General features: G+C 74.2%; 10 protein-coding genes. 5 read left to right on the forward strand and 5 right to left on the reverse strand.

Annotated features, from left to right (window positions below; translation table 11 throughout):
- Positions 1-8 precede the first annotated feature (8 nt).
- From H9657_RS12580 to H9657_RS12590, 3 genes are read right to left on the reverse strand one after another with little or no spacing between them, the layout of a single operon-like run.
- Positions 9-2135 carry an acyltransferase family protein gene (locus H9657_RS12580; RefSeq protein ID WP_191783756.1) on the reverse strand — a complete coding sequence of 709 codons (2127 nt, stop codon included), beginning with the start codon at positions 2133-2135 and terminating at the stop codon, positions 9-11.
- Positions 2125-4422 (reverse strand): rhamnan synthesis F family protein, encoded by a 2298-nt coding sequence (locus H9657_RS12585; RefSeq protein WP_191783757.1) that lies wholly within the window; start codon positions 4420-4422, stop codon positions 2125-2127. Before H9657_RS12585 ends, H9657_RS12580 begins: the two co-directional genes overlap by 11 nt.
- Positions 4419-6425, reverse strand: a complete 2007-nt coding sequence (locus H9657_RS12590; protein WP_225215256.1) for a class I SAM-dependent methyltransferase — start codon at positions 6423-6425, stop codon at positions 4419-4421. Before H9657_RS12590 ends, H9657_RS12585 begins: the two co-directional genes overlap by 4 nt.
- A 410-nt stretch (positions 6426-6835) precedes the next feature.
- On the opposite strand from H9657_RS12590, the gene H9657_RS12595 reads away from it, so the two are divergent.
- The 3 genes from H9657_RS12595 to H9657_RS12605 all read left to right on the forward strand — a co-directional run bounded on the left by H9657_RS12595 (position 6836) and on the right by H9657_RS12605 (position 10564).
- On the forward strand, positions 6836-7804 hold the full coding sequence (locus tag H9657_RS12595) for an FKBP-type peptidyl-prolyl cis-trans isomerase (protein WP_191783759.1): 969 nt from the start codon (positions 6836-6838) through the stop codon (positions 7802-7804).
- Between the two features lie 179 nt (positions 7805-7983).
- Positions 7984-10041, forward strand: a complete 2058-nt coding sequence (locus H9657_RS12600) for an elongation factor G (RefSeq protein ID WP_191783760.1) — start codon at positions 7984-7986, stop codon at positions 10039-10041.
- A 175-nt stretch (positions 10042-10216) separates the two neighbouring features.
- On the forward strand, positions 10217-10564 hold the full coding sequence (locus H9657_RS12605; RefSeq protein ID WP_191783761.1) for a nucleotide pyrophosphohydrolase: 348 nt from the start codon (positions 10217-10219) through the stop codon (positions 10562-10564).
- A 170-nt stretch (positions 10565-10734) separates the two neighbouring features.
- Here H9657_RS12605 and H9657_RS12610 read toward each other — a convergent pair whose 3' ends face one another.
- Entirely contained in the window at positions 10735-13314 is a 2580-nt protein-coding gene (locus H9657_RS12610; protein ID WP_191783762.1) for an ABC transporter permease, read from the reverse strand.
- On the reverse strand, positions 13314-14114 hold the full coding sequence (locus H9657_RS12615) for an ABC transporter ATP-binding protein (RefSeq protein ID WP_191783763.1): 801 nt from the start codon (positions 14112-14114) through the stop codon (positions 13314-13316). The genes H9657_RS12610 and H9657_RS12615 overlap by 1 nt, the downstream gene beginning before the upstream one ends.
- A gap of 274 nt (positions 14115-14388) precedes the next feature.
- Here H9657_RS12615 and H9657_RS19420 point away from each other — a divergent pair, with 274 nt between their 5' ends.
- Both H9657_RS19420 and H9657_RS12620 read left to right on the forward strand, forming a co-directional pair.
- A complete protein-coding gene (locus H9657_RS19420) occupies positions 14389-14517 on the forward strand; it encodes a hypothetical protein (protein WP_255540142.1) in 129 nt (42 codons plus the stop codon).
- A 52-nt stretch (positions 14518-14569) separates the two neighbouring features.
- On the forward strand, positions 14570-15187 hold the full coding sequence (locus H9657_RS12620; protein WP_191783764.1) for an L-threonylcarbamoyladenylate synthase: 618 nt from the start codon (positions 14570-14572) through the stop codon (positions 15185-15187).
- Position 15188: the final 1 nt, after the last annotated feature.

Below are 15188 nucleotides of genomic sequence, written 5' to 3' on the forward strand. Positions count from 1 at the left end.
GCAGGCGCTCACCACCAACCGGTCGCGGCTCCCAGCTGCTCGTCCAGGCCGTCGGCGAGGGTCCGGGCGAAGGTCGCGGTGATGTGGCCCTTGTCGCGGTAGACGAGGACGTTGCCCACCACCGGTGGGCACGTCGTGTCCGTGCACATGTGGTCCGTGAGGTCGATGAACTCGACGGAGTCGGGCAGGCGCGGGTCCGCCAGCACGTCGTCCGAGCCGACGAGCTGGTCCCGCTCCACGGCGCAGCCCTCGACACCGTGCACGTCGACGCACTGCGGCGGGTCGAAGGGGAACGCGGGCACGTTGCGGATCCCGATCATCGGCACACCGCCCTCATCCAGGCGGGACCACGCCTCGACGTAGCCCCACGGGATGAAGTCGCCCGGGAAGTCGGTGAGCTTGTCGCGACGGGTGCCCGAGGTGACGGCGAAGTCCGGCTGGTCCTGCACCAGCCGGTCGAGCACGGCCGTGTTCCACTCCTGGCACGAGGCGCTCACCGCCGCCGAGCTCAGCTGCTGGTCGCGCGGGTCCAGGACGTAGAACGGGCAGGCCACCTTGAGGTAGGTGTCGACCCGGATACCGCGCTCTGCGGCGACCATCTCCAGGGGCGGCAGGAAGCTGTCGCTCGTCGACCCGCCGACCAGCGCCAGGACGCGGTCCGACGACTCGTCACCGAAGGTGCAGCGGATCACCGAGGGGTCGCCGTAGTCGGTGACGCAACCCGTCGACCACGCGGACGACGCGTCGGTGCTCGCGGCGTACACGGTGGGGACGATCTCGACCTCCTCGGGCACGGTCGCCGCCTCCGTGAGCGCCGCGGCGCCCGGATAGGTCACGGGGTCCTGCGGGGCGACGTACGGGCCCCGCCTCGAGGAGTCCACGAGCCACTGGACGCTGCCCCCGACGACGAGCAGCGCGGCCACGCACACGACGGCCGCCTGCGGCACCGGCACCCGGCCCGTCCGCCGGCGTGGGCTCGGCGGGGCAGGCTCCGCGGCGTCCGTGGCGTCCGCGGCGTCCGCCGGGACCGGGCGCGGGTCGCGCAGGCGCTTGAGCGGCATCTCCACGTACCGGGTGGCGACGAACGCCACCACGAGCGACGCCGCGAGCACGCCGAACCTCTGCAGCCCGCCCATGGAGGGATCACGGATGTCGGAGGCGGCGAACACCAGGATCGGCCAGTGCCAGAGGTAGAGCCCGTAGGCGTAGCGCCCCCCGGGGCTGACCCACCGCGACCCGAGCAGCCGGTCCGGGCCGGCCCGCGTCGGCTCCGCACCGGACACGAGCAGCGCCGCGGCCCCCAGCAGCGGCCACAGCGTCGGCCAGCCGGGGAACTGCTCTCCCCCGTCGACGAACACGGCGCACGTGAGGATCGCCACCAGCCCCGCCCAGCCGATGACGGTCCGGGTCCGCTCGCCCATCCGCAGGTACGGCAGGGCGAGAGCGACCACACCCCCTGCGAGGTACTCCCACGCACGTGCGAACGTGTCGTAGTAGGCCTCCTCCTGGGACTCCACGACGAGCACCTGCGCGTACACGAACGACGCGAGCGTCGCGGCGACCACGACGCCGGCGAACGTGCGGTACCGCACGCGAGGCGTGGCCCGCCGCATGGCCCACACGAGCAGCGCGAGCACGATCGGCACGGCCACGAAGAGCTGGCCCTGCACGGACAGCGACCAGAAGTGCTGCAGCGGGCTGCTGGTCTCGTCCGCCGCTGCGTAGTCCATGCCGCTGGCACGGAGCCACCAGTTCTGGCCGTAGAACAACGACGCCAGCGACTGCTCCGCGACCGACTCCCACCGGGTCCGGGCGAGCAGCAGCCGGGTGCCGATGCCGACCGCGAGCAGTACGAGCAGGGCGGCGGGGAGCAGGCTGAGCCCGATGCGCCGGAAGTACCGCGGCAGGACGAGGGGCCGGTCGTCGCGCGTGCGGCGCAGCAGCGCACCGACGACGAAGAAGCCCGAGATCATGAGGAAGACGTCGACCCCGCCGGACACGCGACCCGTCCAGATGTGGTGCACCACCACCATCAGGATCGCGACGACGCGCAGCCCTTCGACGTCCCGGCGCAGCGGCGGTGCGGTCCGCTCGGGCCCCGGCGCCGTGACGGCGCGGTCGACCTCAACCAGCAACGCCGGCTCCTGTCCCCACGTCGTGGCGGTGACGGCGCAGGGGCGACCTGGCCACGAGACGACGCCGTAGCCCGCGCGCCACGGACCGGACGGTCATGGGCCCACGCTGGCCCGACCGGGCCACCCGCAGCAGCTCGCCGAGCACCGTCGAGCTGGCTGCCAGCGTGTGGAACTCCCCGAGCGTGACGCGGACCGACGTCACCCGCGAGAGATCACCGGTGATCTCGTACTGCGGGTCGGTCGTCGCGAAGAAGTCCCATCCGTCGAGCGTCACGGCGTTGACCGGCCGGATGGTCAGCGGGACGTCCGCGTCGACACGGACGTCGCGGCACACGCAGCTGACACCCTCGATGGGGTCGAACCTGATGGTCTGCACCCCGGCGGGCACCTCGAACGTGGCGACGAAGTCACGCCGTTCCTGCGGTGAGGCGTGGTAGGCCCGGCGGTCGCCGTCGTGCTCCCAGTACCCGGCCCCGCGGCCCCAGTAGACGCCGTACGTGGCGTTCTCGACGCCCGGCATCACCCCCGTGACCTGCGAGGTGACCGTCAGCCGGTGCGTGAGCTGCGAGAAGGACTCGGTGCCGCCCTGACCGAGGACGCCGTTGAGCTCACGGAGGTAGTGCAGCGCGGTGCCGAGGTAGCGGCCGACCCCCCGGTCGGTGATCGCCCGCGCCGAGGCGAAGCCGCTGGACTGTGCGACGAGGGGCAGCAGCATGCGCAGCGCCGCCTCGCGGCGACGCTCGTCCGGCTCGTCGTCCACCGTCAAGGTGCCCTCGCGGACCGCGACGAGGAGCGTGTCGAGCGCTTGCCGGCGGAACGAGAAGGCGTTGCCGGCGGGCGCCACCGGCGGCTTCTGCTCCTTGAGCTTCTCGGCCACCGACAGGCCGAGGTCACGGCTCCACGTGCGCACGAGGTCGAACGTGTCGTCCCACTCGTGGCCGAGCGCCCCGTAGTACCCCGAGTGCATCGGCCGCGGCGGCACCAGCAGGCCGAGGAACTGTGCTCGACCGAAGAGGTCGAGCACGGCGGCGCGATGCGCCGCGCCGGCGAGCGTCCACTCCCGCTGGTCCCGGTCGAAGGCGTCCGCGTTCGAGTGGGGGAAGGTCGACTCACCACCGGGCAGCCCGAGCACCGTCACGACGTCCCAGGCCGCGAGACGGTCCGCGGCCGCCAGCCAGGTCCGGCCGGGGACGACCTCGGCGCGCAGGGACCTGGCCGCGACCACGGACGCGCACGCGTCGTCGGCACCGGCGGCCGGGTCGGCCACGATCAGCAGGTCCAGGTCCGCGCCGTCGTAGCCGTGGAGGACCTCGCGCAGGCGAGCCACGCTCGGCGCCTCGACGACGACCACGTGCCGTGCCGCCTGGCTCGTGGTCGTCTCACCGGACGTGGGGAGGACGAAGTTCAGGTTCAGCGACGAGTCGAGGTCGAACTGGTCCGAGGACCGCAGGAGGTGCTGCACCAGCAGCTCCTCGGGGTACCGCTTCGACTCGCGCAGGTACTCGAAGAGCTCCGCCGGCGGGCGTCCGGAGTTCTCGCTGAGATAGGCCCCCGCACCGGCGAAGAACGTCTTGCGCTTGAAGACCGGGCACCGGCGGTTCTCGATCAGCTCGACGGGCTCGTTGAACAACGGGTAGAAGAGCCTGTCATTCATGTCGGACGTGTCGACGTACGCGGCCCAGCTGTACCCCATCCGCTCGAAACGCTGCGTGAACAACGCCTCGTGCTTCGACACCGCGTCGATGTAGGTGTCGATCGGCACCATCTCGTCCCAGTAGCGACGGAACTCGGGGCCGGCCAGCATCGACCGGCGGACAGCGATGAAGTGGGACTGCAGGTGCAGGGGGATCTCCCCCTCGGGCATGTTGCCCCACGGGTCGAACGGAGCACCGTTGTGGACCGTGATGCCCCAGAAGTCGAGGTCACGCCCGGCCATCTCGTCGAACATCTCGCCGAGGTCGTTGACCGGACCCATGACCGTGAAGTTCATGAGCACGACCTCGTCGTACTCGGCCAGGGCGTCCCAGCCGACGTGCTCGAGCGCCGTCCTGTACGCCCAGACGTCGAAGCCCACGTTCTCGCGGACGAGCACCTCGACGCCGTCGACCGAGCGCAGCCGCGCCCGTCCCTCGGGGGTCAGGCGCCCGTTGCACACGACGAGGATGTCGCTCGCGCACGCCTGCACGTGCTCGAGCATGTGGATCACGTAGTCGTCGACCACGCCCTGCTCGTCGTAGAAGAAGTAGACGACGAGCCGTCGCTCCCGGTTGTCCGCCGCCAGGATCATCGGACCACCTCGTCGTGGTTCCCGGCAGGGCGCCGCGGTCGCCCGGCGCCCGCGACACGCTCCTTGACCGTGCGGTAGCGCGCGACCAGGCGCCACGCGCGCGATCCCTCGATCTCGTCCAGGACGCCTCGCAGCTGCTCCAGCTCACCGTTCCGCGCGGCCAGCTCGGCAGCCAGGGCGCCGCCGTGCTCACGCTCGGCGACGACCTGCCGGGTGGACCCCTCGATCCGGTCTGCTGCGACCTCCAGGGCGGAGCGGAGCTCCGTCTCACGCCTCGCGGCCTCGGTGGCCCGCTCGGACGCCCCGACGATCCACTCGTCGAGCTCGTTCATGCGCGTGGTGACCGCGTCGCGCTGTGTCGTCATCCACGCCAGCTCGGCCGTCAGCGACTCCACCCTCCACTGCGTGTCGCCCTGCCGGCCGCCGCCGTCGCCCATCCGACGGTCCTGGAGCGGCGTGGACAGCTCGCGCTCCAGCGCCGCCCGCCACCAGGCCCGCGCGTCGTCGGTCGCGTTGCCGTACGGCACGACCGCGATCTCCTCCAGGACGGCAGCCTCCGCGTCCATCGCGTCCTCGAGCCAGTCCGCGTCCAGGTCGAGGCCCGCGGAGACGTGCCGCACGAGGCCCGCGACGTCGTCGGCCACACCGGACCACCGCGCCGGGGGGGTGGTGTCGGCGAGCTCGAGCGCCAGACGCAGCAGTCCCCGGTGCACGACCTGGTCCCACGTGGCGCCGTCGGACACCCACTCCTGGTCGACGACGACGAGCCTCTCGCCGTCGACGAGGAGGTTCTGCGGCACGAGGTCGAGCCGCACGGGTTCGTCGCGCGCCTCGTCCACCAGCGCGACCCAGCCCGCGACGAGGGACCTGAGGCGGTCGTCGTCGCCGGCGCCGACCTCCTCGAGGAAGGTCGGCAGGTCGTGGTACGGCTCGTCCGTCGCGACGAACCGGTGAGACGTGCCGGCGTCCTCACCCTCGCGCAGAGGGCGACGGCGGATCGTGACCCCGTCGTCGCCGCTCGAGACCGTGGCGGCCATGAGGTAGGGCGCGCGGCGTCCCACGGAGAAGTACGTCATCACGGTGTCGCTCGGCCACGGGTCCTCGGCCCCGGGCGGCGTCCCGACGACGACGAGCGAGTTGCCGGTGTCGGCACCGAGCCCGGCGGAGAAGAGCGACCCCCACAGCAGCCCCTCGTCGACGCCCCGCGCGCGGGGGGCGTACCAGTCGAAGCTCGGGAACCGCGGCACCTGCACCGCCAGCCGACGACACGTCGCGTCCACCTGGGCGACGTCGAAGACCGTCCGGCACAGCTTGAAGTCGGGGAACGCCACGAGCGTGCGCGGCTGCAGCCCGACCTCCACGAACAGGGACTCGAGCTCCTGCCGGGAGAACGTGCGCGCGATGGTCCCGCCGGGGTAGGACTCGACGGAGTCGTAGTGGCGCCCCGTGTGGTCCTCGGGTGCGCCCGCGAGGTACTTGACCCCGAGCTTGTTCTCGATCGCGAGCACGAGCGCGCCCGTCGGCTTCAGCCGGCGCGCCGCGGCGTCCAGGAAGTCGATGTACGGCTGCCGGTCGTCGGTGCCCCCACCCACGTACTCGAGCACCCCGGTGACGACGACCAGGTCGTAGGCGCGCTCCGCCGGCAGGTCGTCCGCCGTGCCGACGAACACCTCGACGTTGTCCAGGTCACGGGTCCGGGCACGTGCGACCCGCGCCCGTGCGACCGCCGGCTCGACCGCGTCGACCAGACGCGCGGTCTCGCCCAGGTACCGCGTGACGGCCCCGCAGCCCGCGCCGATCTCGAGGACGGCCGCGTCGCTCGACACGTTCATCGCCCGCACGACGTTCGCGCGCGCCGGGTCCGTGTGGTAGCGGTGCGCCCACTCCTGCGCCGCCTCGACCAGCTCGGTCGACGTGGAGCTCAGGTCCGTCGCGCGGGCGAAGAGGTCCAGGAGCCAGGCCTCGGCGCCGTCGGCGTAGGACGAGCCGTTGTCGCGGAGCATCACGAGGCCGTCTTCTCCGGCCGTCGCTACCTGACGTACCGGCGAGGTTGGTCCGTGCATGAGTCTCCGCCCGCGTGCTGGGTTTTCTGTCGTTCGACTTGGCCACGGACCACCACCCGACCAGGCCGGGTGGAGAGAACGATTGCGCCCCGTTGCGGGGAACATGCTACTGGCGGACAATGCGGCGTCATACCGGGCAAAGAGGCAGGAAAAGCCCTAATCAGGTGGGCGAACCCTGGTGAGAACACGGCGACGACCCCCGTGACGGCGCGGCGAGCCGCACGCCCGGGCGGCCGGCCCTGAAGCGTTTCGGCCCCGGTCCGCCCAGCGGACGTCCAGGAACGTCGCGTACCGTGCCGGAGTCCGTCCACCGATCCGGGGCGGTCTCCCACCATCCGGAGGACTCTGTCGTGCGACGTCCCACCACCCGCACCGCCCTGCGCGCCGCAGCCGCAGCGCTGGCGCTCAGCCTCACGCTCGCCGCCTGCGCCGGCGACGGCGGGAGCGACGACCCGACCACGCCCGCCGCGGAGGAGTCCGCAGCCCCCGAGGGCGCACCCACGCCGACCGCGGAGGACGTCGCGGCGCTGGAGGCCGTGACCGTCGAGGGCGCCGTGGGCTCCGAGCCCAAGGCCACCCTCCCCTCGACCCCGTTCACGGTGTCGGCAGCGGTCGCGCGCGTCCTCGACGAGGGCACGGGCGACGTCATCGCCGACGGCGACCTCGTCGACCTGCACTCCGTGTGGGTCGACGGCAAGGACGGCGCCACGCTGTCCTCGACGTGGGCCACCGGCGCCCCCGAGCAGATCGTCGTCAGCCAGGCGTCGCTCGCCGCCGTGCTCACCGACATCCTCGTCGGCGGCAAGGTCGGTACGCGCTTCGTCTTCGCCGTGCCGTCGGGTGAGGACACCTCGTCGCTCGCCGTCGCCGAGGTCGTCGCCAAGCGCCCCGGCCGCGCCGACGGCACCGCCGTCGCCCCCGCCGACGGCCTGCCCACCGTGACGCTCGCCGAGAACGGTGCGCCGTCCCTCGAGGCCGCGTCGGGCGACGCTCCGACGACGCTCACCGTCCAGCCCCTCATCGAGGGCTCCGGCCCGGAGGTCGCGGCCGGCCAGACCGTGCTCGTGCACTACACCGGCTGGCTCTGGGACGGCACGCAGTTCGACTCCTCCTGGGAGCGCAGCACGCCCTTCCCGGTCGAGAACGTCGGCCAGGCCGCGGTCATCGCGGGCTGGAACGAGGGCCTCGTCGGTCAGAAGGTCGGCAGCCAGGTCATGCTCGTCGTCCCGCCGGACAAGGGCTACGGCGACGAGGAGAAGGAGGGGATCCCGCCGGGTTCCACCCTGGTCTTCGTCGTGGACATCCTCGCGGCGAGCTGACCTCCCGCACCTGCTCCACGGCTGACGTCCACGGCTGACGCACGGGCCGGGTCGCCCCTCGCACGAGGGGTCGGCCCGGCCCGTCGTCGTCGTCCCTCACCAGGGACCCTCGTCCTGCTGCCGGGGGGCGCCTGGTCCTACGCTGGGCCGAAGATCACCTCCAGCGTGGGAGGGTCCACATGGACCAGGCACCGCCGTCCGCAGTCCGCACCGTCGCGCTGCTGGGCGCGTCGGGAGCCGGCAAGACCACCCTCACCGAGGCCCTCCTGCACCGCGCCGGGGCCATCGCGCGCGCGGGCCGCGTCGAGGACGGGACCACGGTCAGCGACCACGAGCCGGAGGAGATCGCCCGCGGGATCTCCCTCGGCCTCGGCGTCGCACCCCTGCGCTGGCAGGCCGACGACGGGCAGAAGTACGACGTCACGCTGCTCGACACCCCCGGGTTCCTCGACTTCGCCGGTGCGGTCGACGCCGCCCTGAGCGCGGCCGACCTCGCGGTCGTCGTCGTCAGCGCCGTCGACGGCGTCCAGGCGGGCACCCACCTGGCGTGGCGCGCCGCTGGCGACGCGGGCGTGCCGCGGGTCGTCGTCGTCACCAAGGAGGACCGCGCGCGCGCCGACTTCCACCGGGTGCTCGCGCAGCTGCGCGACGCGTTCGGCGACGTGCTCGTGCCGCTCGAGCTGCCGTTCGGCGACGAGACGGCGTTCACGGGCGTCGCCGACGTCCTGTCCGAGGAGGGCCACGGCTACGACGCCGACGGGCAGCACCACAGCGCGCCCGTGCCGCCCGGGCTCCTCGCGGAGGAGCACCGCCTGCACGACGAGGTCACCGAGGACATCGTCGCGCACGACGACGAGCAGCTCGAGCGCTACCTGGCGGGCGACGTGCCGTCGGTCGCGGACCTGGGCCGCACGCTCGCGCAGGAGGTGTGCGCGGGTGAGGCCGTGCCCGTGCTCGTGGCCTCCGGCACGACGGGGGTCGGCGTCGACCGCCTGGTCGAGCTGCTCTGCGCGCTGTGCCCCGCGCCCGAGTCGCGGACCCGGACCGTGCGCGCGGGCGACGTCGAGGTGCCCGTCGCCCCCGACCCGGACGGGCCCGCGCTGCTGCACGCCTTCCGCACGACCGCCGACCCGTTCGTCGGGCAGGTCACGCTGTTCCGCGTGCTGTCCGGCACCGTGCGGGCCGGTGACCGGCTCGTCAACACCACGACGCGCACCGAGGAGCGCCTGCCCGGGCTGTTCCGGCTGCGCGGCAAGGAGCACCTGCCGGTCGACGCCGTCGTCGCGGGGCAGGTCGCCGCGGTCGCCAAGCTCGCGGGCACGCCCGCGGGCACGCTGCTGGCCGCCAAGGGCACGCCGGGGGTCTCGATGACGGCGCCGCCCGTGCGGGAGCGGCCCGGCGTCTACGCGCTCGCGCTGGACCCCGTCACGCAGTCCGACGACGACCGGCTGTCCGCCGCGCTGGGCCGGCTCGTCGCGGAGGACCCGACGCTCACGGTCGAGCGCGTGGGTGACCGGACCGTGCTGCGCGGCCTGGGCGACACGCACCTGGCGGTCGCGCTCGAGCGGCTCGCGCGGGTCTTCGGCGTCCACGTCACCACGTCGCCCGTGCCCGTCGGGTACCGCGAGACGATCGCGCGGCCCGTCGCGGCGGAGGGCAAGGTCAAGAAGCAGTCCGGCGGGCACGGGCAGTACGCGGTCGTGCAGCTGCGCGTCGCCCCGCTCCCGCCCGGCGCTGGCTTCGAGTTCGTCGACTCGGTCGTCGGCGGGGCCATCCCACGGTCGTACCTGCCGGCCGTCGAGCGCGGCGTGCGCGAGGCGATGGCCGCGGGCGGGCCGCACGGCTTCCCGGTCGTCGACGTGCGCGTCGAGGTGTACGACGGCCGGGCGCACGCGGTCGACTCGTCCGACATGGCCTTCCGCACGGCTGCCGCAGCGGGCCTCAAGGAGGCACTGGCCACCGCGGGGACCGTCGTCCTCGAGCCCGTGTGCCGCGTACGGATCACCGTGCCCACGGCCGCGCAGGGCGACGTCATGAGCGACCTGTCCGCACGGCGCGGACGCATCACCGACACCGTCTCGCTCGAAGGCGGCGAGGTCGTCGTCGAGGCGACCGTCCCCGAGGCCGAGCTGCGCCGCTACGTCCTGGACCTGCGCTCGCTGACGGGCGGCCGCGGCGACCTGACGGTCCTCCCCGACCACTACGCCCCCTGCCCGGACCACCTCACCCCCGCCTGACCCCTCCACCCCCACCCCTGCCCCCCACCCCCGCCCCCCTCTCGCCGAGCGCGGTACTCCACCGCCGAGCGCGGCATCTACGAGTACCGCGCTGGGCGGTGGAGTACCGCGCTCGGCGGGGGTGGGGTGGGGTGGGTGGGGTGGGTGGGGTGGGTGGGGGCGGCAGGATGGGGGGGTGGCGGAGATCGAGGAGCTGGCGGCGGCGGTGCGGGAGTTCTCGCGCGAGCGGGACTGGGAGCAGTTCCAGGACCCGAAGTCGCTGGTCCTCGCGCTGGTCGGTGAGGTCGGCGAGCTCGCCGAGCTGTTCCAGTGGGTGCCCGCCGCCGACGCGGTGGCCCGCTTCGCGGTGCCGGACCGGCAGGCGCGCGCCGCGGAGGAGATGGCCGACGTGCTCGTCTACCTGGTCCGGCTCGCCGACGTCCTGGGCGTCGACCTGGGCGCCGCGGCCCGCGCCAAGCTCGCCGACTCCCACCGCCGCTTCCCGGCAGCCACCCACCGCGGCGTCGCCCCCCACAAGCCCTGACCCCTCCCCTCCCCCTCTCCCCCCCTCCGCCGAGCGCGGTACTCCACCGTCGAGCGCGGGTCCAAGGAGTACCGCGCTCGGCGCGCGAGTACCGCGCTCGGCGGATGGGGGGGCGGGCGGGCGGGGCGGGCGGGGCGGGGCGGGGCGGGGGCGCGGGGGGCGGGGCGGGGTCAGTCCGGGGTGGCGATGGCGTCGAGGACGCGCAGGCGTGCCGCGCGCGCACCCGGCCAGAGCGCTGCCAGCACGCCCACGACGAGCGCGAGCGCGACCATCAGCGCCAGGCCGTCCCACGGGACGACGAGCCGGTCCAGCCCCTCCTCGGCGTACACGCGCGGCAGGACCGACGCGAGCCCGACCCCGACCGCGAGGCCGACGACGGTCCCGAACACGGCCGTCAGGACGGACTCGACCGTGACGACGCCCGCGAGCTGCAGGCGCCCCAGCCCCACGGCGCGCAGCAGCCCGATCTCGCGCGTGCGCTCGATCACCGACAGCGCGAGCGTGTTGACGATGCCCAGCACCGCGATGACCAGCGACAGGCCCAGCAGCGCGTAGAGGATCACCAGGAGCTGGTCGACCTGCGCGGCCATCTGGTCGACGAACTGGTCGCGGTCCTGCACCGACACCACGACGTAGGGCGCGACCGCGGCGGTCACGGCGGTGCGCAGCTCGTCGTCGCCCACCCCGGGCGCCGCGTCGATGAACACGGTGTCGCTGGTCTGCGCGGGGCCCGGCGCGAGCTCGTCGAGCACGTCCTTGGTCACGATGACCGACCCCGTCGTGACGCGCGTGTCGACGACCGCGGCCACCTCGAGCGTGCGCTCGCCCGCGGCCGTGCTGACGGTCAGCTCGTCGCCGACGGCCCAACCCTCGCCCGTCACGGCCTGGTTGACCACGGCGTGGTCGTCGTCGAGGTCGTCGACGTCGCCGTCGACCACCTCGACCACGAGCGCGTCGCCGAGCACGCCGGGCTGCAGGCCCAGGACGTACGCGCCGTCGGAGGGGCCGGGCAGCACGCCCGGCTCGGGTGACGCGCCGCCGTACGTGAAGGCCAGCGACTCGGCGCGGCCCACCTCCGGCAGCGCGGTGACGTCCGCGACCGCGCCGTCGGGGATGGCCGACGTCGCCGAGCGCAGCACCAGGTCCGCCTCGGTCGCGCTCTCGACGACGCGCACCAGGGAGGCCTGCCCGGTCGCGGCGATGACGGACACGGCACCCACGAGCGCCATGCCGATGATCAGGGCCCCGGCCGTCGAGGCGGTCCGTCGGGGGTTGCGCACGACGTTGCCCTGCGCGAGGCGGCCCAGCGGCGGCAGCGCGTGCACGAACGGCACGGCCAGCACGCGCAGCACGGCACGCGCCAGCGACGGCGACGCGACGAGCACGCCGACGAGGACGACGGCGGCCCCCGCCCCGAGCGCCGGCTCGGCACCCCGGGCGTCGGGACGCACCGCGGCGAACACCACGGCGGCGGCGCCCAGCGCGACCAGTGCCGCACCGCCGAGCCCGCGCAGGTGCAGCGACCGCTCGGGCACGGTGACCTCGCCGCGCATCGCCTCGACGGGCGCGACGAGCGCGGCGCGGCGCGCCGGGACGGCCGCCGCGACGGCCGACACGACCGTGCCCAGCGCGAGGCACGTGACGACGCCCGTGGTCTCCAGCGGGATGTCACCGACGAGGTCCATGCCCATCGCCTCGAACACGACGCGCAGCACGCTCACGAGCCCCAGCCCGCCGACCACGCCCAGCGCGGACCCGACGAGACCGACGACCGCCGCCTGCCCGACGACGACGCCGAACACCTGCGCGGGCGACGCCCCGACGGCGCGCAGCAGCGCGAACTCGCGCACCCGCTGCCGCACCGCCATCGCGAACGTGTTGGAGATGAGGAACCCGCCGACGAACAGCGAGACCACGGCGAAGATCAGCAGGAAGGACGTGACGAACCCGAGGGTCTGGTCGATGTCGCCGCGCAGGTCGTCGCGCAGGGACTGGCCCGTGACGGCCTCGGCCCCGGTCGTGCCCGCGTCGTCCAGCGCGGCCGTGACGCGGTCGACGAGCGTCTGCTCGTCCGCGCCGTCCGCGGCGTACACGGCGACGCGGGGGACGGTCCCCTCGGCGGCGAACGCGGCCGTGGCCACGTCGACGGGCAGGTAGACGAGCGTCGCGCCCGCGAGCGGGCCGCCCGCGTCGACCTCGCCGACCACGGTCACGTCGCGCACCTCGCCGGACACCACGACCTTCGTCCGGTCACCCAGGGCCAGCCCGGACGACTCGAGCGTCGCGGACTCCAGGGCCACCTCGTCGGCGGCCCGCGGTGCGGCCCCGGCGACCAGGTCGAGCCCGGGGTCGCGCTCGTCGAACGCGACGCCGAACGACGGCGCCTGGGTGGACTGCACGGCGGTGCCGTCGGCACCGACGAGGACGATCGAGCCGGCCAGCTCCGGCAGCGCGACGTCGACGCCCTCGACGGCCGCGACCTCGTCCGCGAGCGCGAGCGGCACGGGTGCGCGCTGCCCGCCCAGCGTCAGGCCGCCGGCGGTGTCGCCGCCGCCCGGCAGCGGCGCGTCGCCCTGCACGTAGGCGTTCGCGGGTGCCTGGGCGTCGACGATGCCGTGGAACGTGTCGGACAGCATGGTCCGCAGCGCGAACGTGCCGGCGACGAACGCGACGCCGAGCGACACGGCCAGCACCGACAGGGCGAACCGCACCGCGTGCGCGCGCACGCTGCGCAGCGTCACCCGCAGCATCAGCGCACCTCGGCGGGAGCGGCGGCGTCGGCGGCGGCGGCCTGCGCGCGGCGCGTCAGGGCGCCGAGCCGCTCGAGCACCGCGTCGGACGTGGGGTCGCGCAGCTCGTCGACGATGCGCCCGTCCGCGAGGAACAGGACGCGGTCGGCGTACGACGCGGCCGTCGGGTCGTGCGTCACCATGACGACCGACTGCCCGAGCTCGTCGACGCTGTGCCGCAGGAACGACAGCACCTCGTGCGCGGACGCCGAGTCGAGGTTGCCGGTCGGCTCGTCGGCGAAGACCACGGCCGGGCGCGTGACGAGCGCGCGGGCGCAGGCGACGCGCTGCTGCTGCCCGCCGGACAGCTCGCCCGGCTTGTGGTGCAGGCGGTCGGTGAGCCCCACGGCCTGCACGACGGCGTCGAGGTGGGAGCGGTCGACCGGTCGGCGTGCGATGTCGAACGGCAGGGTGATGTTCTCGAGCGCGGTGAGCGTCGGGACCAGGTTGAACGCCTGGAAGACGAAGCCGATGCGGTCGCGGCGCAGCCGGGTCAGCTGCCGCTCCGACATCGCGGACACCTCCTCGCCGTCGACCACGACGCTGCCCGCCGTCGGGCGGTCGAGCCCGGCCAGGCAGTGCATGAGGGTCGACTTGCCCGAGCCCGACGGTCCCATGGTCGCGGTGAGCCGGCCGCGCTCGACGTCGAGGTCGACGCCCGCGAGGGCGTGGACGGCCGTGGGGCCGGAGCCGTAGGTGCGCACGAGGCCGCGCGCGGTGGCGATGGGTCCGCCGGAGCGGGTGCTGTCGATGAGGGTCACATGGTCGATGGTCCCCTCCCGGCCGCGCCGCCGACACCCGGGACGCGCCCGGCATCCACCCTGAACTCCACCCCGTGTCGCTCAGGGTTGTCCCCGAGGGCGGAGCAGCAGGTCAAGGGGGGTGACCCACCGTCGCGGCGGGGGCGGGCCACCCCGGCGGTGGGGGGCAGCCTGAGGGTCGAACGGGGGGCCGGCCCCGATGTGCCGACGGCCCGCGGCGACCAGGCTGGACCCGACGCGGTCACCGGGACCGCCGGATGCAGGAGGTCGGACCATGCTCGCAGCACTGCGCCGCGTCGGTGCCGTGGCCGGGGCGGTCGGGCTCGGGACCGCGCTGGCGCTCGCGGCCCAGCCGGCGCTGCTCACGCAGCTCGCCGGACGGCTGGTCGAGGCGGCCCCCTGACCGATGCCGGACGGGGCGCGCGCACCGCCGCGCGGACTCCTACGCTGGGCGGATGGCCCGGTACTTCGACGTCCACCCCACGGACCCGCAGCCGCGGGCGATCGCCCAGGTCGTCGCGATGCTGCGTGACGACGCCGTGATCGCCTACCCCACCGACTCGATGTACGCGCTGGGCACGCGCATCGACAACCACGACGGCGCCGACCGCATCCGCCGCATCCGGCACCTGGACGACCGGCACCACTTCACGCTGGTCTGCTGCGACTTCGCCCAGCTGGGGCAGCTCGTGCACCTCGACAACAGCGCGTTCCGGGCCATCAAGTCCGCGACGCCCGGGCCGTACACGTTCATCCTGCCCGCGACGCCCGAGGTGCCGCGCCGGCTCGCCCACGCCAAGAAGCGCTCGGTGGGCGTGCGCATCCCCGACGACCCGGTGGCGCTGGCGATCCTGCGCGAGCTGGGCGAGCCGCTGCTGTCGTCGTCCCTGCTCATGCCGGGGCACGACTGGCCCATGACCGAGGGCTGGCAGATCAAGGAGGAGCTCGACGACGTGCTCGACGCGGTCGTGGACGCGGGCGACCGCGGCAACGAGCCGACCACGGTCGTCGACTGGACGTCCGGTGCGCCCGAGGTGGTCCGCGAGGGTGCGGGCGACCCGTCGCGGTTCTAAC

It is taken from the genome of Cellulomonas avistercoris (assembly GCF_014836445.1).
Classification (GTDB): domain Bacteria; phylum Actinomycetota; class Actinomycetes; order Actinomycetales; family Cellulomonadaceae; genus Cellulomonas; species Cellulomonas avistercoris.

Coding starts and splice junctions, on each gene's coding strand:
- H9657_RS12590 (WP_225215256.1), bottom strand. CDS start 6,425: ATGCTCCGCGACAACGGCTCGTCCTACGCCGACGGCGCCGAGGCCTGG.
- H9657_RS12610 (WP_191783762.1), bottom strand. CDS start 13,314: ATGCTGCGGGTGACGCTGCGCAGCGTGCGCGCGCACGCGGTGCGGTTC.
- H9657_RS19420 (WP_255540142.1), top strand. CDS start 14,389: ATGCTCGCAGCACTGCGCCGCGTCGGTGCCGTGGCCGGGGCGGTCGGG.
- H9657_RS12600 (WP_191783760.1), top strand. CDS start 7,984: ATGGACCAGGCACCGCCGTCCGCAGTCCGCACCGTCGCGCTGCTGGGC.
- H9657_RS12585 (WP_191783757.1), bottom strand. CDS start 4,422: ATGATCCTGGCGGCGGACAACCGGGAGCGACGGCTCGTCGTCTACTTC.
- H9657_RS12620 (WP_191783764.1), top strand. CDS start 14,570: ATGGCCCGGTACTTCGACGTCCACCCCACGGACCCGCAGCCGCGGGCG.